Source organism: Streptomyces sp. NPDC058579, from assembly GCF_042718575.1.
In the GTDB taxonomy this organism is placed as follows: domain Bacteria; phylum Actinomycetota; class Actinomycetes; order Streptomycetales; family Streptomycetaceae; genus Streptomyces.
Window position 1 is genome coordinate 104,671 of the sequence record NZ_JBHXPI010000001.1, and the last position, 21,420, is coordinate 126,090.

Below are 21,420 nucleotides of genomic sequence, written 5' to 3' on the forward strand. Positions count from 1 at the left end.
TTCATCCCATATTGCAGCCGATTGCACTATGGGAGACACACCTCACGCGGAACGCGAGACAGGCGGACAGCACGTCAGAACGTGCTGCCCGCCTGCCTTCTGACCTGGTATTACGAAATCACCGGAGCATCCGGCGTAGCCGCCGAGCGCCGCGCGGCGTTGCCTTCGTCACCCACGTCGTCGCTCTCGTCGTCCCCGACGACCACGGAGCGCCGCTTGGAGACGTAGACCGCGACGACGATGACGACGATCGCGAAGATCGCGACCAGGGCCCGCAGTCCGCCGCTCGCGTCGTCGCCGTAGCTGAACTGCACCACGGCGGGCGCGATCAGCAGGGCGACCAGGTTCATCACCTTGAGCAGCGGGTTGATGGCCGGTCCCGCGGTGTCCTTGAACGGGTCGCCGACGGTGTCGCCGATGACGGTGGCGGCATGCGCCTCGCTGCCCTTGCCGCCGTGGTGACCGTCCTCGACGAGCTTCTTGGCGTTGTCCCAGGCGCCACCGGAGTTGGCGAGGAAGACGGCCATCAGGGTGCCGGTCGCGATGGCGCCGGCGAGGTACGAGCCGAGCGCGCCGACGCCGAGCGTGAAGCCGACCGCGATCGGCGCCATCACGGCGAGCAGCCCGGGCGTGGCGAGTTCGCGCAGCGCGTCCTTGGTGCAGATGTCGACCACGCGCCCGTACTCGGGCTTCTCGGTGTAGTCCATGATCCCGGGGTGCTCGCGGAACTGCCGCCGCACCTCGTAGACCACCGCGCCCGCCGAGCGCGACACCGCGTTGATCGCGAGCCCCGAGAAGAGGAAGACGACCGCGGCGCCGAGGACCATCCCGAAGAGGTTGTTCGGCTGCGAGATGTCCATGGAGAGGGTCATCCCGGAGGCCTGCGCCCCGACGTCGGCGACCGCCGTGGCGATGGCGTCGCGGTACGAGCCGAACAGCGCGGCCGCCGCCAGGACGGCGGTGGCGATGGCGATGCCCTTGGTGATGGCCTTGGTGGTGTTGCCGACGGCGTCGAGGTCGGTGAGGACCTGCGCGCCCGCGCCCGTGACGTCGCCGGACATCTCGGCGATGCCCTGCGCGTTGTCGGAGACCGGGCCGAAGGTGTCCATGGCGACGATGACACCGACCGTGGTGAGCAGCCCGGTGCCGGCCAGGGCGACCGCGAACAGCGCCAGCATGATCGACGTACCGCCGAGCAGGAACGCGCCGTAGACGCCGAGGCCGATGAGGAGGGCCGTGTACACGGCGGACTCCAGGCCGATGGAGATGCCGGCGAGGACGACGGTGGCGGGGCCGGTGAGCGAGGACTTGCCGATGTCCTTGACCGGGCGCCGGGTCGTCTCCGTGAAGTAGCCGGTGAGCTGCTGGATCAGGGCGGCCAGGACGATGCCGATGGCGACGGCGACCAGGGCGAGGATCCGGGGGTCGCCGGGGTGTTCGCTGATCCCGGGCTCGGTGACGCCCTTGAGGTCGGCGTAGGAGGACGGCAGGTAGGCGAAGACGGCGATCGCGACCAGGGCGAGGGAGATGACGGCGGAGATGAAGAAGCCGCGGTTGATGGCGGACATTCCGCTGCGGTCGGAGCGCCGCGGGGCGACCGCGAAGATGCCGATCATCGCGGTGACCACGCCGATCGCCGGGACGATCAGCGGAAAGGCGAGGCCGAGGTCGCCGAAGGCCGCCTTGCCCAGGATGAGGGCGGCGACGAGCGTGACGGCGTACGACTCGAAGAGGTCGGCGGCCATGCCCGCGCAGTCGCCGACGTTGTCGCCCACGTTGTCGGCGATGGTCGCGGCGTTGCGCGGGTCGTCCTCGGGGATGCCCTGCTCGACCTTGCCGACGAGGTCGGCGCCGACGTCGGCGGCCTTGGTGAAGATGCCGCCGCCGACACGCATGAACATGGCGATGAGGGCCGCTCCCAGGCCGAATCCCTCAAGCACCTTGGGCGCGTCGGCCGCGTAGACGAGGACGACGCAGGAGGCACCGAGCAGGCCGAGGCCCACGGTGAACATTCCGACGACTCCGCCGGTACGGAAAGCGATCTTCATCGCCTTGTGCGCGACGGTCGTAAGATCCTTTTCCGGTTCGCCGGGCGCCGGGGTCGCCTCTCGAGCGGCCGCGGCCACTCGTACATTCGCCCGTACGGCAAGTCGCATGCCGATGTATCCGGTGGCCGCCGAGAAAAGCGCGCCCACCAGGAAGAACAGGGAACGTCCGGCGCGCTGGGACCAGTTGTCGGCGGGCAGCAGCATCAGCAGGAAGAACACGACGACGGCGAAGATCCCGAGGGTGCGCAACTGCCGGGCGAGATAGGCGTTGGCACCTTCCTGTACGGCGGCCGCGATCTCCTTCATCTTGTCGGTGCCCTCACCGGCGGCCAGCACCTGACGGGTCAGCACCTGGGCGACGAGCAGGGCCGCGAGTGCGACGGCCGCGATGACGATCACGATCGTACGGTTCTCGTCCGTGAGTACCGCTGCGGCGAGAGAAGTGGGGTGTCCGGCCAGTTCTGGGTTGAAGAGCCCCGCCATTCGTCCTCCTTGACGTTGCGAGCTCAAGATGGACGGATTGTAGGGAGCGGAACCTGATCAAAACAGGGCGCCGCAAATGGAATTCCCCATTGCCCTTGATCTTCCACCATATGCGGTAATGGGCCAAAAGCATTGACACATGATCGATGATCTAGAGAAATGAAAAGAGGCCCTGCTCGGCAGGGCCTCTTTTCGCGATCTTTCGGAGCGGTCTTCGCGGCGGGCGCGATCTTCGTTCCGGGGTGGGTCTTCGGGGTGGGTCAGTGGGTCAGGGAAGCACGACCGCCGGATTCGTCGGCCAGCTCATCCTGATGACGCCGCCCTCCTCGCCCGCCCGCACCTCGACGTCGTCGACGAGCCCGCGGATCACCGCGAGGCCCATCTCGTCCTCGCCGTCGGCGTCGTCGAACTCCTCGGCCGGCGCATCGTCCCGCGCGCCGGGCACTCCGGCGGCGTCGGCCGCCGCGACACCCGCGCCCGGCACCTCGTCGCCGACCTCGATGGAGAACGTCTTCTCCTCCTCGGTCAGCACGACCCGGACGGGGGTGGTCACGTCGTTGCTGCGGTGCAGTCCGACCGCGCGGGAGCACGCCTCGCCGACGGCGAGTCTGACCTCGTCGAGAACCGCCTCGTCCACCCCGGCCCTGCGCGCCACCGCGGCCGCCACGAGGCGGGCCGTGCGGACGTGCTCGGGCTGGGCGCTGAAGCGGAGTTCAACGGTGGCCATGCGGTCCCCCTGGAGACGTCTGGGCGGGCAACTCGGAGGACCGGGCGTGTCCTGCCCGGTTCTCCACTCCTTCTTCCGGCCTCTGCGGGCCGTCAGTCGGTGGCGCTGACGGCCTCGTCGACCGTGGTGTGGATGGGGAACACCTTGGTCAGACCAGTGATCCGGAAGATCTTGAGAATGCGCTCCTGGTTGCAGACCAGGCGCAACGAGCCCTCGTGCGCGCGCACGCGCTTCAGGCCACCCACCAGCACGCCGAGGCCGGTCGAGTCCAGGAAGTCCACGCCTTCCATGTCGACAACCAGGTGGTAGCTGCCGTCGTTCACCAACTCGACCAACTGCTCGCGCAGCTTGGGCGCGGTATATACATCAATCTCGCCACCGACCTCGACGACCGTACGGTCGCCACTCGGGCCGGACACATTGCGAGTCGACAGGGACAGGTCCACGGATCCTCCAGCACCTTGCTATCGAGCGGTCGTCCCTCAAGTCTCCCCGGCGGAGTCGGGAGGACGGATCGCCAGCCGCGATGGCATTCAATCACTTACCGGCAGCCATGCACGACGCCTTGGGACATTGTCCGTCACGCCAGTGACACACTCGGTGCCGATGGCCAAGAATCACCGCCCCAGTCGTCCAGCCGGGGAGAGGGGCAGCCGCCCCTCCCCCGGCATGGTCCTCGACCGGCTCTCGTCGGGCGAGAGCCGGGCCGCGCGCATCACTCATACGGAGCACTTGCCCGCCCGGGAGGGCCGCCATGCAGTCTGGCCGCATCGCATCCGGCCGGAGGTGATCAGCGCGATCCAGGCCGCGGGCATCGAGCACCCCTGGGCCCACCAGGCGGAGGCCGCCGAGCACGCCCTGGACGGCGAGTCCGTGGTGATCGCGACGGGCACCGCCTCGGGCAAGTCCCTGGCCTACCTCGCCCCGGTCCTCACGACCCTCCTGGACGGCTCAGAGGCCGCCAACGGCCGGGGGACCACCGCGCTCTACCTGGCGCCCACCAAGGCCCTCGCAGCCGACCAGCGGCGCGCGGTCCGTGAGCTGGCGGCTCCGCTCGGCAACCGGATCCGGCCTGCCGTCTACGACGGCGACACCCCCGTCGAGGAACGCGAGTGGGTCCGCCAGTACGCGAACTACGTCCTCACCAACCCCGACATGCTGCACCGGGGCATACTCCCCTCCCACCCCAGGTGGGCCTCCTTCCTGCGCTCCCTGCGCTACGTCGTGATCGACGAGTGCCACACCTACCGCGGCGTCTTCGGCTCCCACGTCGCCCAGGTGCTGCGCCGGCTGCGCCGCGTCTGCGCCCGGTACGGCGCCGACCCCGTCTTCCTCCTCGCCTCCGCCACCTCCGCCGAGCCCGCCCAGGCCGCGGGGCGCCTCACCGGCCTGCCCGTCACGGAGGTCTCCGACGACGCCTCCCCGCGCGGCGAGCTGGTCTTCGCCCTCTGGGAGCCGCCGCTGACCGAGCTGCACGGCGAGCAGGGCGCTCCGGTACGCCGCACGGCCACCGCCGAGACCGCCGACCTGCTGACCGACCTGACCGTCCAGGGCGTCCGCTCGGTCGCGTTCGTCCGCTCCCGGCGCGGCGCCGAGCTGATCGCGGTGATCGCGCAGGAGCGGCTCGCCGAGGTCGACCGCTCCCTGGCCCGCCGTGTCGCCGCCTACCGGGGCGGCTACCTGCCCGAGGAGCGCCGGGCCCTGGAGCGTGCCCTGCACTCGGGCGAGCTCCTCGGCCTGGCGGCCACGACCGCCCTGGAGCTGGGCGTGGACGTCTCGGGCCTGGACGCCGTGCTGATCGCCGGCTATCCGGGCACCCGGGCCTCCCTGTGGCAGCAGGCGGGCCGGGCCGGCCGCTCGGGCGAGGGCGCCCTGGCGATCCTGGTCGCCCGGGACGACCCGCTGGACACCTTCCTGGTCCACCACCCCGAGGCGCTCTTCCAGCAGCCCGTCGAGTCGACCGTCCTGGACCCCGACAACCCCTACGTCCTCGCCCCGCACCTCTGCGCCGCCGCCGCCGAGCTGCCGCTGACCGACGCCGACCTGGCCCTCTTCGGCCCGGCCGTCACCGAGCTGCTGCCCCAGCTGGAGGCCGCCGGACTGCTCCGCCGCCGCGCCGCCGGCTGGTACTGGACCCGCCGCGAGCGGGCCGCCGACCTCACCGACATCCGGGGCGGCGGCGGGAGCCCCGTCCAGATCGTGGAGGCCGCCACCGGCCGCCTCCTCGGCACGGTCGACGAGGCCGCCTCGCACACCGCCGTCCACGAGGGCGCCGTCCACCTCCACCAAGGCCGTACGTACCTGGTGAAGACCCTCGACCTGAAGGACTCCGTGGCCCTGGTCGAGGAGGCCGCCCCGCCGTACTCCACCACCGCCCGCGACACCACCTCCATCTCCGTCCTCGAAACCGACACCGAGATCCCCTGGGGCGCCGGCCGCCTCTGCTACGGCTCCGTCGAGGTCACCAACCAGGTCGTCTCCTTCCTGCGCCGACGTCTGATCACCGGCGAGGTGCTCGGCGAGACCAAGCTCGACCTGCCACCGCGCACCCTGCGCACCCGGGCCGTGTGGTGGACGGTCACCGAGGACCAGCTCGACGCCGCCCGGATCAACCCGGAGATCCTCGGCGGGGCCCTGCACGCCGCCGAGCACGCCTCCATCGGCATGCTGCCGCTCTTCGCCACCTGCGACCGCTGGGACATCGGCGGGGTGTCCGTGCCGCTCCACCCCGACACCCTGCTGCCCACCGTCTTCGTCTACGACGGGCATCCGGGCGGCGCGGGCTTCGCCGAGCGGGCCTTCCACACCGCCCGCGCCTGGCTCACGGCCACCCGGGAGGCGATCGCCTCCTGCGAGTGCGAGGCGGGCTGCCCCTCGTGCATCCAGTCGCCCAAGTGCGGCAACGGCAACGACCCGCTCCACAAGCGCGGCGCCGTGCGCCTGCTCACGGAACTGCTGCGGGAAGCCCCGGCAGCGCCCCAGGAGGCCCCGCCCGCGCCCTGACCTCCGGCGCGTACGGCCCGAGGCGCACCGTCGCCGTCACGTCCGCGAGGTCGCCCCGCACCGAGCACCGCACCACGACCGCCCCCTGCGCGGCGGCGACCCGGTCCGCCGCCGCGCAGGCGGTCTCCTCGCCCCACAGGGCCCGGTCGGCGGCGGCGAGCGCGGCCAGGTCGGCGGCCCCGCCCGCCCGGTGCCGAGCCGCCACCGCCTGCCCCAGCGCGAGGACCGCACCGAACACCACGCACAGGACACAGGCCGCGAAGGCCGTCCACACCGTCGCCATCCCCCGGTCCCGCCCTGCGCCACGCGCCACGGCCGAGGTCGCGGACGTGGTCGGGGCTGGGGCTGGGGACGCGGACGGGGACGTGGCTGGGGCCGAGGACGGGGACGTAGCCGAGGCAGTGGCAGTGGCCGTTCCTGTCCCGCTCACGGCGCCGTCACCCCCACCGTGTCCTCGGCGAGCGCCGCCGCGCCGGCGCGCAGCGTCAGGCCCAGCCCGCCCGGCCCGGGTGCCCGGGCCTCCACGGTCACCCGCCACAACTCGCCCGAACGGGTGACCGAGACCCGCGCGCCCTCCGGCGCCGCCGCCCGGGCGGCGGCCTCGGCGCCGGTCACGGGCTCCGACCTGGCCACCGCCCGCGCCCCGGCCCGCGCCGCGTCCACGCACTGGATCTGCGCCGCGGCTGCGGCCAGCGCCCACACCAGAGCCATGGTGAACAGCACCAGCGCGGGCAGGGCCACCGCCGCCTCCACGGTCACGGCGCCCCGGTCGTCAGAACGGCGCATCGAGCGCCTTCCCGATCACGGACTCCAGCGCTCCGGAGACAGAACCGCTGGTCACGATCTTGTACAGGATCGTCGCGAACCCGGCCGCCGCGATGGTCCCCATCGCGTACTCCGAGGTGGTCATCCCCGCGTCACCCCGCGCGGCCGCCCGCCGGACCCACCGGTCCCGCCACCAGGCGCCCATCCGTCGCTTCTTCGTCATTCCAACCCCCATGTGTGGTCCTCGTGTTCGTCTCTCGGTTCGTCGTCGTTCCGGTCAGCTCCGCAGCAGTCCGGTCGCGAGGCCGATCACCACCGGGGCCACTCCCACCGCCAGGAAGGCGGGCAGGAAGCAGAGCCCCACGGGCGCGGTGATCAGGACCTGGGCTCGCTGGGCCCGGGCCGCCGCCTTACGGGCCCGCTCCGCGCGGAGGTCGGTCGCGTGTCGTGCGACGGCCTCGGCGGCGGGCGCCCCCGAGGAGCCGGCCCGTTCCAGGCAGCGGGCCAGGGCCTCGGCGCCGGGTATCGCGCCGAACCTCCGCCACACGTCGGCCGGTTCGCCCCCGAGCCGCAGCTCCCCGGCCGTCCGGGTGAGCCGCTCGCCGAGCGGTCCGCCCAGCGAGCGCCCCACCGCCTCCGCCGCCTCGCCCGGCCCCGCCCCGGCGGACGCGCAGGCCGCCAACAGGTCGGCCGCGAGCGGCAGCTGACGTACGGCCTCGTCCTCGTCGCCGGTCACCGGGGCGCGGCGCGCGCTCCACCGCCGTACGCCCAAGCCCGCCGCGATCCCCGCCAGGATCCCCGGCACCCCACCGACGAGGGCCCACCCGAGGGCCGCCGCCGCGAGCGGGGTGGCCCAGGTCCTCAGCCAGGACGGGCAACCGCTCGCGAACCGTCGCCCCCGTGCCGGCCCGGTGCCGAGCAGGGCCTCGATCCGTTTCCGGGTCCGCCGCTCGCGCCGCCGGTCGGCCACCGTCCAGGCCGCCCAGGCGAGCGACGCCAGCACCGCGACCGTCACCCCCAGGCTGTGGATGAACTCTCCGGTCACGCCCGCTCCCCTCCTCGGACGATCCGGGCCGCCCACCACAGGCCGGCCGCCTCCAGGGCCGTGCCGACGGCCAGACACCCGAGCCCCACCGGCGTGTGCAGCAGCACGTACAGCGGGCGCGCGCCGAGCGCCGAACCGAGCACGAGCCCGACGGCCGGGAGCACCGCGAGGACGGCCACTGTCGCCCAGGCGCCTGCCAGTTGGGCCCGCAGCCGCTCCCGCTGGTCCCGGTGTTCCCGCAGGGCGGCCTCCAGCCGGTCGAGCCCGGCGGCAAGGCCCGCGCCGCCGTCGACGGCGACCTGCCAGCAGGCCGCGAGGCCGGCGAGACCGTCCGCCCCGTCCTGCCGCGCGGCCCTCCGCAGCGCCCGCGCCACATCGCCGCCGAACCGGGCCGCCGCGAGCACCTCCGCCTCCTCCTTCGGCCCGAGCGCTCCGGTCGCCCTGACCGCGAACAGCAGCGCCGACGCGGGCTGCCGCCCCGCCCTCAGCTCGGCCGCGACCGCGCCGCACAGGCCCACCACCGCGTCGGACCGCGCCTCCCGCTCCCTGCGGAGCGCCACCGCCCGCATCCGGCGCCCCACCAGCGGCACCGCCAGCGCGCCCGCCACCAAGGGCAACAGCGACTCCCCGAGCACCGCCAGCACCGCCGCCACGGGCAGACAGAGCCACGCGCGCCTCCCTCGGACGGCGGCCCACCACCGCTCGCCGACCGCCCGCCACGACGGCCCCCGGTGGTCCCCCGCCATGCCCGGCGCCCCGGCGCCCGCGAGCACCAGGCGCGCCCTGCGCAGCCCCCGCTCCCGCTCGGCCACCCGCCACAGCGCGGCCCCGGCGCACAGCACCGCCGCGCCCTGGGCCATGGCCCACTGGTCCCCCGTCACGCGCCACCCCCGATCAGCGACCGCAGCCGCTCCCAGCCCCGCTCCCGCTCGAACCCGGCCGCTCCCCAGCGCAGCGCGGGGACGGTCACCACAAGACCCGCCCGGTCCCGCTCCAGGACGTGGATCTCCGCGATCCGCCGGAGCCCCGCCCTGTCCCGTACGAGATGCAGCACCGCCGAGAGGCCCGCCCCCAACTGGCTGTGCAGCGCGGCCCGGTCGAGTCCTGCGGCCGTCCCGAGGGCTTCGAGACGGGCCGGTACGTCCGCCGCCGTATTGGCATGGAGCGTCCCCGAACCGCCCTCGTGGCCCGTGTTCAAAGCCGCCAACAGATCCACTGCCTCACCACCGCGCACCTCTCCGACCACCAGCCGGTCCGGCCGCATCCGCAGCGCCTGCCGGACCAGATCCCGCAGGGTCACCAGACCCGCGCCCTCCTGGTTCGCCGGCCGCGCCTCCAGGCGCACCACGTGCGGATGGTCGGGCCGCAGCTCGGCCGAGTCCTCGGCGAGGACGATCCGCTCCCGCTCGCCGACCAGGCCGAGGAGCGTGGACAGGAGCGTCGTCTTGCCCGAGCCCGTCCCTCCGGAGATCAGGTACGAGACCCGGGCCTCGATCAGGGCGCGCAGGATCCGCTCCCCGCCGGGCGGGACGGTGCCCGCCCGGGTCAACTCCCCCACGGAGAAGGCCCGGGGCCGCACCACCCGCAGCGACAGGCACGTCGATCCGACGGCCACCGGCGGCAGCACCGCGTGCATCCGGGTCCCGTCCGGGAGCCGGGCGTCCACCCAGGGCCTGGCGTCGTCCAGGCGCCGACCGGCGACCGCCGCGAGCCGCTGCGCGAGTCGGCGTACGGCCGGAGCGTCCGGGAAACGGACCCCGGTCAGTTCGAGACCGGCGCCCCGGTCGACCCAGACCAAGTCGGGGCCCGAGACCAGCACATCGGTGACGTCGGGATCAGCGAGCAGCGGCTCCAGCGGTCCGGTGCCGACCAGTTCGCTGCGCAACGCCTCGGCCGCGCCCAGGACTTCCGTGTCCCCGAGCAGCCGGCCCTGCTCCCGCAGCGCCGCCGCGACCCTCGCCGGTGTCGGTTCGGCCCCGCTCTCGGCGAGCCGCTGCCGTACGGCCTCCAGGAGCCTCGCGCCGCCTGCCTGCGTCGTGGTGGTCATGAGACGGCCTCCGAGGTGAGAGCGCGGTCCCAGAACGCCCCGCAGAAGCGGCCGAGCGGTCCGCGCGCCTCGCCGCCCGGCGGCGCCCCGCTGTCGAGCGCGGCCAAGAGGCCTGGATCGTGCGGGAGTTCTCCGGCGAGCGGCAGCCCCAGGGTGTCCGCGACCCACTGCTCGTCGATGCCGGGCGCGTACGGCCCGCGCACCACCGCCCGCAGGTCGGCGAGGACCTGGCCCGCGAGGGAGGCGACCCGGTGGGCCGCGGCGACGGCCCGCAACTCGCCCGGGACGACGAGGAGTCCGAGGTCCAGCTGAGCCAGCGCCTCGGTCACCGCCTCGTCGATCCGGCGGGGCAGGTCCACCACCACGATCCCGCCCCTCCTGCGCGCCGCCGCAAGGACCGCGCGCATGGCCTCGGCCGGAACGAGGACCGCGTCGCCCCGGTCCCAGCTGAGCACCCGCAGCCCGCGCACCGAGGGCAACGACTCCTCCAGGGCGCCGCCGCCGACCCGCCCCTTGGAGGCGACGAAATCGGGCCACCGCCGCCCTTCGGCCCGCTCCCCGCCCAGCAGGACGTCGAGGCCGCCCCCGAGCGGGTCGCCGTCCACGAGCAGGGTGCGGCGCCCGGTCCTGGCGGCGGCCAGCGCGAGCGCGCAGGCCAAGGTGGAGGCCCCGGCTCCGCCGCGGCCGCCGATGACTCCGACGGTCAGGGCCTGCCGGCCCGCGCCCTCGGCCGCGTCGGCGATGCGGTCGACGAGCCAGCTCTCGGCGTCCGGCAGCCGCAGCACGCAATCGGCGCCGATCTCGACCGCCCGCCGCCACACCTCGGGGTCGTCGGGAACGTCAGGGTCCCGGCCCACGAGGATCACCCCCTGCCTGCGCGCCGCACCACGGCAGCGGGCCGCGGCGTCGTCGCCGACCAGGACGAGCGGGGCGTCGGCCCAACTCGCGCGGCGCTCCGGCACCGTGTGGTGCACCTCGGGCTCTGCGCCCGCCGCGGCGCAGAGCCGCAGCAGATCGTCGAGGAGCCCGAGGTCCTCGGTCACGATCAGCGGCCCGGCCACGCGAACGCCCCCGGCCGGCCCCGGCGGCCCCGCCGCCCTCGAAGCCCAGGAAGCCCGGGAAGCCCTACGCACCCGCGCCGAAGCCCCCGAAGCCCGGGCCGCCGACGAAGCCCCCGCCGTTCCGAAAGTCATGGTTCCCGCCACAGCACACGCCCCCTGTCGATGCGATCCCGTCCGTGCCCGTGGCACGGTCGAGATCGGTGATTCCTTCCGTCCGCGGAGTTCGCGGTCGGAATCACCGTGGCGCCATCCCGGAAATCGTGTGGATCTTGCTCAAAAACTGTGGATAACCCAGCCGATGTGAATATCCCCGTGCCCCATACCGGGGATGTCCGGAGAGCAGCCCAGCCGCTACGCTGAGTGACGAAACGAGGGCATCAGGCCATCGCGGCCACCCGGCCGCGGAGAGGGGGAGAGATGGGGATCCGGCGGACGAAAACGCGTCCGGACATGCGACGACCCCCGCCGGGGGGGAGAGCGGGGGTCGTCTCTCCGGCCGACTCGGGGGGGGAGGAGCCGGACCGGGTTAGCACGGTCGCGAACGATCCGTGACTTCCATGGTGTACCCGAGAGCCTTCTCAGGCAAACCCACACGCCCGAGCGTACGCCGAATGGCCGCCACCTATGCTCGGCTCGTGGAAAACCACTCGTTGCCGCGCACAGCTGCCTTCTTTGACCTGGACAAGACGGTCATTGCGAAGTCCTCGACGCTGACCTTCAGCAAGTCCTTCTACCAAGGCGGACTGATCAACCGCCGCGCCGTCCTGCGGACGGCCTACATCCAGTTCGTCTTCCTCGTGGGCGGCGCCGACCACGATCAGATGGAGCGGATGCGCGAATACCTTTCCGCGCTCTGCAAAGGATGGAACGTCGCGCAGGTCAAGGAGCTCGTCGCCGAGACCCTGCACGAGCTGATCGACCCGATCATCTACGACGAGGCGGCGTCCCTCATCGAGGAGCACCACGCCGCCGGCCGGGACGTCGTGATCGTCTCCACCTCGGGCGCCGAGGTGGTCGAGCCGATCGGCGAGATGCTCGGCGCCGACCGGGTCGTCGCCACGCGGATGGTCGTCGGCGACGACGGCTGCTTCACCGGAGAGGTGGAGTACTACGCCTATGGACCCACCAAGGCGGAGGCGATCCAGGAACTCGCGGAGTCGGAGGGCTACGACCTCTCACGCTGTTACGCGTACAGCGACTCGGCGACCGACGTACCGATGCTGGAGTCCGTGGGCCACCCCTACGCGGTCAATCCCGACCGGACGCTCCGCCGCGAGGCGACCGCCCGGGACTGGCCGATCCTCTCCTTCGAGAAGCCGGTACGGCTCAAGCAGCGGCTGCCGGGATTCCGGATGCCGCCGCGCCCCGCACTCCTCGCGGTCGCGGCCGTGGGCGCGGCCGCCGCGACGGCCGGTCTCGTCTGGTACGCCAACCGGCGGCGGCACTCCGCCCTTGCCGATCGCTTTGCCCGAATTTGAGGCGAAAGTAAAGAACTGGAGCCAGGACTTTCGCTTCCCACTCGACAGGAGTAGAAAGGAATCAGGCCCGCGAGACCTAGGACATCCGAGAGGATCACCTGTTGAGCAAGAAGGCCCCACGGACCACGCACAGAAGTTGAGCACCCACGCGACGTCGACCCGTCGATTACGGGCCAGCCGCACCAGGCGAAGGGCAAAGCAACCCCGCCTGATGGGCACATATCGAGGACGCTTGGTAACTCGGCAGACGTGCCAGCGGCGGTACCAGGACTGGTACCGCCGCAACCCTGTTCAGGGGGCTTTTCAGACCCCGCAACGTCTCATACGGCGCCCCACCTCAGACCGCGCCGTGCCTCAGGCAGCTCCGCGCTGGAGCGCCTCGCAGACCGCCGTCGACTCGCGGACACCCAGCTCCACGGCCCGTCCGCAGTGGGCGATCCAGGCGGCCATGCCCTCCGGAGTCCCCGACAGGTACCCCTCGAACGCGGCGACGTACGCCGCCCGCCCCTGCTCCGCGTGTCCGACCTCGGCCGGGCAGATCGCCTTGGGGTCGAGCCCGCTGCCGATCAGCACGATCCGCTCGGCGTTCCGGGCGATGAGGCCGTTGTACGAGGTGAAGGGGCGCAGCGCGAGCAGTTCGCCGTGCACGACGGCCGCCGTCACCAGCGCCGGGGCCGTACCGCCCGCGATGATCAGCTCGCTGAGCCCGTCGAGCCGCCCGGCGACCTCCGCCGGATCCGGCAGCGGCGCCTCGATCAGCGGCTCGTCGACCGCCTCACCGAGCTGCCGCGGCCGCCCGACCGAGTCGGCCACCCCGAGCCCCGCCCCGCCGCCGGACGCCCCGGAAGCCCCGGCCGCCCCCGCACCGACCGCCGCGTCGCCGACCGCGACCAGGTGCAGCCGGGCGAGCACCCGCAGCGGGGACTGGCGCCAGATGGAGAGCAGCTGGCCCGCCTCGGCGCCGAGCCGCAGGGCCGCGCCGACCGTCCGCGCCTCGGTGTCGCCACCGAAGTCGGTGCGCCGGCGGACCTCCTCGAGCGCCCAGTCGGCACCGGACAGCGCCGCCGAGCCGCGCGCCCCGCGCAGGGCGGCCTCGGAGGTGATCTCGTTGCTGCGGCGCCGCATCACGCGGTGCCCGTAGACCCGGTCGACGGCCTTGCGTACGGAGTCCACCGAGTCGGCGACGCCCGGCAGGGAGCCGAGGGCGGCCAGGGGGTCAGAGGCGTGCGTACTCATAAGTAGGGAGGCTACGCGCCCGTGGCTCCCACCCCGGCCCGCCCCACGTTGGAGTGGTCTTCTTCACGGACCTTGACCACTCGACGCAATCATGACGCTACGCTTCGTGAACATGAAGATCGCTTTCGTAGGGAAGGGCGGCAGCGGCAAGACCACGCTGTCCTCGCTCTTCATTCGCCATCTGGCCGCCAATGAAGCCGCCGTTGTCGCCGTGGACGCCGACATCAACCAGCATCTCGGGGCCGCGCTCGGGCTTGACGAGGCCCAGGCGGCCGCGCTGCCCGCGATGGGCGCGCAGTTGCCGATGATCAAGGAGTACCTGCGGGGCGACAACCCGCGGATCGCCTCGGCGGACTCGATGATCAAGACGACTCCGCCCGGTGAGGGTTCCCGCCTGCTGCGGGTGCGCGAGGACAACCCGGTGTACGAGGCCTGCGCGCGGACCGTGCGCCTCGACGACGGCGACATCCGGCTGATGGCGACGGGCCCGTTCACCGAGTCGGACCTGGGAGTGGCCTGCTACCACTCCAAGGTGGGCGCGGTGGAGCTGTGCCTGAACCACCTGGTCGACGGCGTCGACGAGTACGTGGTCGTCGACATGACCGCCGGCTCGGACTCCTTCGCCTCGGGGATGTTCACCCGCTTCGACATGACGTTCCTGGTCGCCGAGCCGACCCGCAAGGGGGTCTCGGTCTACCGCCAGTACAAGGAGTACGCGCGGGACTTCGGGGTCGCGCTCAAGGTCGTCGGCAACAAGGTGCAGGGCCCGGACGACGTGGACTTCCTGCGCGCCGAGGTGGGCGACGACCTGCTGGTGACGGTGGGCCACTCGGACTGGGTGCGCGCGATGGAGAAGGGCCGCCCGGCCCGCTTCGAACTCCTGGAGGCGGACAACCGGATGGCGCTCCAGGCCCTCCAGAACGCGGCGGACGACTCGTACGCCCATCGCGACTGGGAGCGGTACACGCGCCAGATGGTCCACTTCCACCTGAGGAACGCGGAGAGCTGGGGCAACGCCAAGACCGGGGTCGACCTGGCGGCGCAGATCGACCCCGGTTTCGTACTCGGCGAGGAACTGGCCGTCCCCCAGCCGAGCTGAGCGACGGCGCCCCTGAGGCCGCCGGGTCAGTCCTGTCCGGGCTTCCTCAGAGGCTCGGACCCGGCCAGAGGCTCGGAACCTGCCAAGGGCTCAGCCCCGGCCAGCGGCTCCGACCCTGCCAGCGGCTTCGCCGGCGGGGTCAGCGGCTTCGAAGGGGCCAAGGGCTGGGAGGCCAGGAAGGTCGCCCAGCCGCCCTGCGGGGCCTCGCCGACCTTCAGGGTCCGCATCTTCTCGATCACCGCCGGGTCCTGGGCGTCGAGCCAGTCCGCGAGCTGCCGGAAGGACACGCACTTCACGTCCTTCTGCACGCAGACCGTGGCGATGGTCTCCTCGATGGCGCGCATGTACGTGCCGCCGTTCCAGGACTCGAAGTGGTTGCCGATCACGACCGGCGCCCGGTTGCCGTGGTACGAGCGGTTGAAGGACTGCACCAGGCCGTCCCGCATCTGGTCGCCCCAGTGCTTGTGCTGGGACGGGTCGCCCTGAGTCGTGGTGCCCGACTGGTTGACCATGAAGTTGTAGTCCATCGAGAGCGTCTGGAACGCGCGGCCGGGCACCGGGACCAGGTGCATCGACAGGTCCCACAGGCCGTGGTCCTTCTTCGGCCAGATCTGGTCGTTGACGCCACTGGTGTCGTAGCGGAAGCCCAGCTCGGCCGCGGCCTTCACGAAGTTGTCGCGGCCCTCCAGGCAGGGCGTGCGGGCGCCGACCAGTTCCTTGTCGTAGTCGAACGGCAGCGGCTGCTCGGTGGCCAGGCCGGAGTTCGTCTTCCAGTTCTTCACGAAGGACTTGGCCTGCGTGATCTCGCTCTTCCAGTCCTCGACCGACCAGGTGCCGACACCGCTCTCGGGCCCGCAGAAGTGGCCGTTGAAGTGCGTGCCGACCTCGTTGCCCTCCTGCCAGGCGCCGCGCAGCTCGCGGACGGTGGCGCGGATGCCCTCGGTGTCGTTGAAGCCGATGTCCGAGCGGCCGGCCGCGTGGCCCGGCGGGTCGTAGAGCGTGCGCTTGTCCTCGGGCAGCAGGTACACGCCACTGAGGAAGTAGGTCATGGTCGCGTCGTACTTCTTGCCCACCTCGCGGAAGTGGGAGAAGAGCTTCTGGCTGTCCTCGCCCGCGCCGTCCCAGGAGAACACCACGAACTGCGGGGGCTGCTGCCCCGGCTTCAGCTTCTCCCAGACGGGCTGGCGCGGCTGCGCGCCGGTGAAGGCGGTGGAGCCGTCGCCGATCAGGCGCGGCGCGTTCGGCGCGGCGGCAGGGGCGGGCTTCTTCGCCCCGGCGGCGCCCTTCTCCTTCGGCGCCGACCCCGAGGGATCCGAGCAACCGGCGAGGCCGGTCATCAGGGCGACGGCGAGGGCACCGGCGCCGAGTGCCCTCCTGCGGACAGTGCGGACAGTGGTCCTTCTTCCGGCGGCTGGCATCCGCCCACCTCTCCTCGGTTCCGTACAGGTGCGAGCGGCGTCAACGTCGCACCACGGAAGCCGGAATGATGAAACGACAAGCGGACCGGTGACCGACTGTCACTCCAACCGGTGAATCATTGCCCTGTTTGCCCCGAAAATAATGCCGCAGTCTTTACTCTCCATTACGATCCATTTACCGAGCGTTGATAGTCGCCGTCGGGTCGATGGTCACCGTCGCCGCCCGGTCATCCCGCCACTGCACGCCGTGACCCACGGCCGCGACCCCCACGTTCGTCCCGCACGAGCCGCGACCGCGCAGCCCCGGAGAAGACGGGAACACATGACTCTCTGCCCACCCCTTCGCCGTACCCACGACCAGCGACCGCACAGCCCACCGGACGGCGGCCCCCCGCGCCGCTTCCGCATCGCCGGCGCCGACGTGTCCGCCTCGATCGCCGTCTTCCTGATCGCGCTGCCGCTCTCCCTCGGCATCGCGCTCGCCACCGGAGCCCCGCTCCAGGCAGGCCTGGTGGCCGCCGCCGTCGGCGGCATCGTCGCCGGCCGGTTCGGTGGGTCGCCGCTCCAGGTCAGCGGCCCTGCCGCGGGCCTCACGGTGGTCACCGCCGAACTGATCCAGCGCTACGGCTGGCGCACCACCTGCGCCATCACCGTCCTCGCCGGGCTCGCCCAGATCGGCCTGTCCGCCCTACGGGTGGCCCGCTCCGCCCTCGCGGTCTCCCCCGCGATCGTGCACGGCATGCTCGCCGGCATCGGTGCGACCATCGCCCTCGCGCAGCTCCACATCGTGCTCGGCGGCACCCCGCAGAGCTCCGCCGTGGACAACGCCCTCGGCCTGCCCGCCCAGTTGGCCCATGTGCACCCGGCCGCGCTGGTGATCAGCGCCCTCACCGTGGGCCTGCTCCTGCTGTGGCCGCGTCTGCCCGGCGGTACGGGACGGCTGCTACGGAAGGTCCCGGCCGCCCTCGCCGCCGTGGCCGCCGCGACGGCCGTCGCCGCGCTCGCCGGGCTCGCCGTCCCGCGCGTGGACCTGCCGTCCTGGAGCAGCCACGCCCTGCCCGGGCTGCCGGAAGGCCCCGTCCTCGGCATCGCGGCGGGCGTCCTCACCATCACGCTGGTCACCAGCGTGCAGTCGCTGCTCTCGGCCGTCGCCGTGGACAAGCTGGTGGCCGCCCGCGCGGACCACGGCCACGGCGTGCCCCGGTCCCGGCTCGACCGCGAACTGGCCGGCCAGGGCGCCGCGAACGTCGTCTCGGGCGCCCTCGGCGGGCTCCCGGTCGCCGGAGTCGCGGTGCGCAGCGTCGCCAACGTCTCCGCGGGCGCCGTGAGCCGTAACTCCACGATGCTGCACGGCCTGTGGATCGTGCTCGCCGCGCTCTTCCTCGTGCCCGTCCTCGACCTGATCCCGCTGGCCGCGCTCGCCGCGCTCGTCATGGTCGTCGGCATCCAGATGGTCAGCATCACCCACATCCGCAGCGTCACCCGGCACCGCGAGGTCCTCGTGTACGCCGTGACGCTCAGCGGAGTCGTCCTCGTCGGGATCCTCGAAGGCGTCGCGCTCGGGATCGCGGTGGCCACCGGCGTCGCCATGCACCGCCTCACCAAGACCCGCATCACCCGCGAGGAGCGGGACGGCCGCCACCTGGTGCGCATCCGCGGGCAGTTGACCTTCCTCGCCGTCCCCCGGCTGAGCCGGGCCCTGCACCAACTACCCCAAGGAGCTCGGGTGGTCGTCGAACTGGACGGGTCCTTCATGGACCACGCGGCGTACGAGACCCTGCACGACTGGCAGGCGAGCCAGGTGCGTCACGGCGGCGAGGTCGAGGTGACCGGCCCGTCCGGCGCCCGGATCGCCGAGCCCGACACGACCTCCCACGCCTGCTGCCGCCCCTGGACCCCCTGGCGCAACCACTGCGGCGAGCACCACCACCCCACGGAGGAGACGCGCCGGGCGACGGGTCACCAAGGGGCGGCCGGCCACCGACCCGCGACGGGACACCGCCCGGCGACCGCGCACCAACTGGCGAGCGGCATCGGCAAGTTCCAGCGCAACACCGCGCCACTGGTGCGCGACGAGCTCGCCCGCCTGGCCCGTGAAGGCCAGCGCCCCTCGCAGCTCTTCCTCACCTGCGCCGACTCCCGCCTGGTGACGAGCATGATCACTTCAAGCGGGCCGGGCGACCTCTTCACCGTACGGAACGTGGGCAATCTCGTTCCGCTGCCCGGCGAGGAGAGCGGCGACGACTCGGTGGCGGCGGCGATCGAGTACGCGGTGGAGGTGCTGCGGGTCCAGTCGATCACCGTCTGCGGACACTCCGGCTGCGGCGCCATGCAGGCCCTCATGAACAGCACGCCGGACGCCCCGCAGACCCCGCTGCGGCGCTGGCTGCGCCACGGGACGCCCAGCCTGGAGCGGATGGCCAGCCGCAGCCACGCCTGGGCCCGGATCTCGGGGCGGCTGCCGGCCGACGCGGTGGAGCAGCTCTGCCTGACCAACGTGGTCCAGCAGTTGGAGCACCTGCGGGCGTACGAGCCGGTGGCGCGGCGGCTCGCCGAGGGCACGCTGACGCTGCACGGGATGTACTTCCACGTCGGCGAGGCGCAGGCATACCTACTGGCCGCACCGGACGAGCAGCACCGCTACGAGGACGTCTTCGACCAGGTCGCGCCTTCGGGACCGGCGGAGGACCGGCTCACCTCCTCGGCGGAGGACCGACTCGCGACTTCAGGACCGGCGCAGGACCTGACAGAGGCCCGCGCGTCCTGAACCGTCCCGCCCGCGCGTCCGTGAGACTGGGTGGCCCCTTCGTCCTACCGCTCGGGACGGAGGGGCCACCGCGCATCCCGCCATCGCGCACCCCGTCGACTCACAGGTCTAAACCAATTGCCGGGAGGCTCTTGTCACCCGGCCATCTGACTGATGAGCTATGACGCGGGACACATAGGCACATAGGACGCCCTGGGAAAGGGAGATGTCGTGAGCAACGAAAGCCTGGCCAACCTGCTCAAGGAGGAGCGGCGGTTCGCGCCGCCCGCCGAGCTGGCCGCGCACGCCAACGTGACGGCGGAGGCCTACGAGCAGGCCGCGGCGGACAGGCTTGGCTTCTGGGCCGAGCAGGCGAAGCGCCTCACCTGGGCCACCGAGCCGACCGAGACGCTCGACTGGTCGAACCCGCCGTTCGCCAAGTGGTTCGCCGACGGCACGCTCAACGTGGCGTACAACTGCGTGGACCGCCATGTCGAGGCGGGCAACGGCGACCGGGTCGCCATCCACTTCGAGGGCGAGCCCGGCGACGGACGCACCCTCACCTACGCCGAACTCAAGGACGAGGTCTCCCGGGCGGCCAACGCCCTGACCGAGCTCGGCGTCACCGCGGGCGACCGGGTCGCGATCTACCTGCCGATGATCCCCGAGGCCGTCGTCTCGATGCTGGCCTGCGCCCGCATCGGCGCCGCGCACTCCGTGGTCTTCGGCGGCTTCTCGGCCGACGCCATCGCCACCCGGGTCGAGGACGCCGACGCCAAGCTGGTGATCACCGCCGACGGCGGCTACCGCCGCGGCAAGCCGAGCGCCCTGAAGCCCGCCGTCGACGAGGCCCTCACGCGTACCGACAAGGTGGACAACGTCCTCGTCGTCCGCCGTACGGGCCAGGACGTCGCCTGGACCGAGGGCCGGGACGTGTGGTGGCACGACATCGTCGCGCGCCAGTCGGCCGAGCACACCCCCGAGGCGTTCCCGGCCGAGCACCCGCTCTTCATCCTGTACACCTCCGGGACGACGGGTAAGCCCAAGGGCATCCTGCACACCTCCGGCGGCTACCTGACCCAGGCGGCCTACACCCACCACGCCGTCTTCGACCTCAAGCCGGAGACCGACGTCTACTGGTGCACCGCCGACATCGGCTGGGTCACCGGGCACTCGTACATCACGTACGGCCCGCTGGCCAACGGCGCGACGCAGGTCATGTACGAGGGCACTCCGGACACCCCGCACCAGGGCCGGTTCTGGGAGATCGTGCAGAAGTACGGCGTCACGATCCTCTACACGGCGCCGACCGCGATCCGTACGTTCATGAAGTGGGGCGACGACATCCCCGCCAAGTTCGACCTGTCGAGCCTGCGCGTGCTCGGCTCGGTCGGCGAGCCGATCAACCCCGAGGCGTGGGTCTGGTACCGCGAGCACATCGGCGCCGGGAAGACCCCGATCGTGGACACCTGGTGGCAGACCGAGACCGGCGCGATGATGATCTCGCCGCTGCCCGGCGTCACCGAGACCAAGCCGGGCTCCGCCCAGCGCCCGCTCCCCGGCATCTCCGCGACCGTCGTCGACGACGACGCCAACGAGGTCCCGAACGGGGGCGGCGGGTACCTGGTCCTGACCGAGCCGTGGCCGTCGATGCTCCGCACCATCTGGGGCGACGACCAGCGGTTCCTCGACACGTACTGGTCCCGCTTCGAGGGCAAGTACTTCGCCGGCGACGGCGCGAAGAAGGACGAGGACGGCGACATCTGGCTGCTCGGCCGGGTCGACGACGTCATGCTCGTCTCCGGGCACAACATCTCCACCACCGAGGTCGAGTCGGCGCTCGTCTCGCACCCGTCCGTCGCCGAGGCGGCGGTCGTCGGCGCGGCCGACGAGACGACCGGCCAGGCGATCGTCGCCTTCGTGATCCTGCGCGGTACGGCGAGCGAGGACGAGAGCCTCGTCGCCGAGCTGCGCAACCACGTCGGTACGACGCTCGGCGCGATCGCGAAGCCGAAGCGGGTCCTGCCGGTGGCCGAGCTGCCGAAGACCCGGTCCGGCAAGATCATGCGGCGGCTGCTGCGGGACGTGGCGGAGAACCGGGAGCTCGGCGATGTGACGACGCTCACCGACTCGTCCGTCATGGACCTCATCCAGACGAAGCTGCCGAGCGCGGCCAGCGAGGACTGAGCACCCACAACTCGGGCTCCAAGAAGGGCGCCCACTCCAGGTCACCTGGAGTGGGCGCCCTTTTTGTCCACAACGAG

The 21,420-nt window shown here is 72.4% G+C and carries 16 protein-coding genes and 1 pseudogene; 5 read left to right on the top strand and 12 right to left on the bottom strand.

The window, feature by feature from the left end; genetic code table 11:
• Positions 1-110: 110 nt before the first annotated feature.
• The 3 genes from ACFWRO_RS00505 to ACFWRO_RS00515 all read right to left on the bottom strand — a co-directional run bounded on the left by ACFWRO_RS00505 (position 111) and on the right by ACFWRO_RS00515 (position 3,704).
• Positions 111-2,531, bottom strand: a complete 2,421-nt coding sequence (locus ACFWRO_RS00505; RefSeq protein WP_384502947.1) for a sodium-translocating pyrophosphatase — start codon at positions 2,529-2,531, stop codon at positions 111-113.
• A 268-nt stretch (positions 2,532-2,799) separates the two neighbouring features.
• Positions 2,800-3,258, bottom strand: a complete 459-nt coding sequence (locus ACFWRO_RS00510; protein ID WP_384502949.1) for an ATP-binding protein — start codon at positions 3,256-3,258, stop codon at positions 2,800-2,802.
• Positions 3,259-3,350: 92 nt separating this feature from the next.
• Entirely contained in the window at positions 3,351-3,704 is a 354-nt protein-coding gene (locus ACFWRO_RS00515; protein WP_362414401.1) for an STAS domain-containing protein, read from the bottom strand.
• 80 nt (positions 3,705-3,784) lie between these two features.
• Between ACFWRO_RS00515 and ACFWRO_RS00520 the strand changes: the two are divergent.
• Positions 3,785-6,261, top strand: a pseudogene (locus tag ACFWRO_RS00520) (DEAD/DEAH box helicase).
• On the opposite strand, the gene ACFWRO_RS00525 reads toward ACFWRO_RS00520, so the two are convergent.
• From ACFWRO_RS00525 to ssd, 7 genes are all read right to left on the bottom strand, one after another.
• Positions 6,203-6,544 carry an Rv3654c family TadE-like protein gene (locus tag ACFWRO_RS00525; RefSeq protein ID WP_384502951.1) on the bottom strand — a complete coding sequence of 114 codons (342 nt, stop codon included), beginning with the start codon at positions 6,542-6,544 and terminating at the stop codon, positions 6,203-6,205. The pseudogene ACFWRO_RS00520 and the gene ACFWRO_RS00525 sit on opposite strands and share 59 nt — an antisense overlap.
• A 143-nt stretch (positions 6,545-6,687) precedes the next feature.
• Entirely contained in the window at positions 6,688-7,047 is a 360-nt protein-coding gene (locus ACFWRO_RS00530; RefSeq protein ID WP_384502953.1) for a TadE family type IV pilus minor pilin, read from the bottom strand.
• Positions 7,034-7,249 (bottom strand): DUF4244 domain-containing protein, encoded by a 216-nt coding sequence (locus ACFWRO_RS00535; protein ID WP_384502955.1) that lies wholly within the window; start codon positions 7,247-7,249, stop codon positions 7,034-7,036. Before ACFWRO_RS00535 ends, ACFWRO_RS00530 begins: the two co-directional genes overlap by 14 nt.
• Before the next feature lie 54 nt (positions 7,250-7,303).
• Positions 7,304-8,071: a type II secretion system F family protein gene (locus tag ACFWRO_RS00540; RefSeq protein WP_384502956.1), complete on the bottom strand. Its 768-nt coding sequence runs from the start codon at positions 8,069-8,071 to the stop codon at positions 7,304-7,306.
• Positions 8,068-8,931: a type II secretion system F family protein gene (locus ACFWRO_RS00545; protein WP_384503694.1), complete on the bottom strand. Its 864-nt coding sequence runs from the start codon at positions 8,929-8,931 to the stop codon at positions 8,068-8,070. The genes ACFWRO_RS00540 and ACFWRO_RS00545 overlap by 4 nt, the downstream gene beginning before the upstream one ends.
• A 17-nt stretch (positions 8,932-8,948) precedes the next feature.
• Complete coding sequence (locus ACFWRO_RS00550) at positions 8,949-10,118, bottom strand: TadA family conjugal transfer-associated ATPase (protein WP_384502957.1); 1,170 nt, start codon at positions 10,116-10,118, stop codon at positions 8,949-8,951.
• Positions 10,115-11,179 carry a septum site-determining protein Ssd gene (gene ssd, locus ACFWRO_RS00555; RefSeq protein WP_384502958.1) on the bottom strand — a complete coding sequence of 355 codons (1,065 nt, stop codon included), beginning with the start codon at positions 11,177-11,179 and terminating at the stop codon, positions 10,115-10,117. Before ssd ends, ACFWRO_RS00550 begins: the two co-directional genes overlap by 4 nt.
• Positions 11,180-11,790: 611 nt before the next feature.
• On the opposite strand from ssd, the gene ACFWRO_RS00560 reads away from it, so the two are divergent.
• Positions 11,791-12,657, top strand: coding sequence for an HAD family hydrolase (locus ACFWRO_RS00560; protein ID WP_384502960.1), 867 nt, complete (start codon positions 11,791-11,793; stop codon positions 12,655-12,657).
• A 354-nt stretch (positions 12,658-13,011) separates the two neighbouring features.
• Here the strand turns inward: ACFWRO_RS00560 and ACFWRO_RS00565 are convergent, their stop codons facing one another.
• Positions 13,012-13,893 (bottom strand): oxidoreductase, encoded by an 882-nt coding sequence (locus ACFWRO_RS00565; protein ID WP_384502961.1) that lies wholly within the window; start codon positions 13,891-13,893, stop codon positions 13,012-13,014.
• 112 nt (positions 13,894-14,005) lie between these two features.
• Between ACFWRO_RS00565 and ACFWRO_RS00570 the strand changes: the two genes are divergently transcribed.
• Entirely contained in the window at positions 14,006-14,992 is a 987-nt protein-coding gene (locus tag ACFWRO_RS00570) for an ATP-binding protein (RefSeq protein ID WP_384502963.1), read from the top strand.
• Between the two features lie 26 nt (positions 14,993-15,018).
• On the opposite strand, the gene ACFWRO_RS00575 is transcribed toward ACFWRO_RS00570, so the two are convergent.
• On the bottom strand, positions 15,019-16,410 hold the full coding sequence (locus tag ACFWRO_RS00575) for a hypothetical protein (protein WP_384502964.1): 1,392 nt from the start codon (positions 16,408-16,410) through the stop codon (positions 15,019-15,021).
• Between the two features lie 322 nt (positions 16,411-16,732).
• Between ACFWRO_RS00575 and ACFWRO_RS00580 the strand changes: the two genes are divergently transcribed.
• Together ACFWRO_RS00580 and acs are read left to right on the top strand one after the other, a co-directional pair.
• Positions 16,733-19,177: a bifunctional SulP family inorganic anion transporter/carbonic anhydrase gene (locus ACFWRO_RS00580; RefSeq protein ID WP_384502966.1), complete on the top strand. Its 2,445-nt coding sequence runs from the start codon at positions 16,733-16,735 to the stop codon at positions 19,175-19,177.
• Between the two features lie 210 nt (positions 19,178-19,387).
• The gene (acs, locus tag ACFWRO_RS00585; RefSeq protein ID WP_384502968.1) at positions 19,388-21,343 is read left to right on the top strand and encodes an acetate--CoA ligase; all 1,956 of its coding nucleotides are present in this window, start codon (positions 19,388-19,390) and stop codon (positions 21,341-21,343) included.
• The last annotated feature ends 77 nt before the right edge of the window (positions 21,344-21,420 follow it).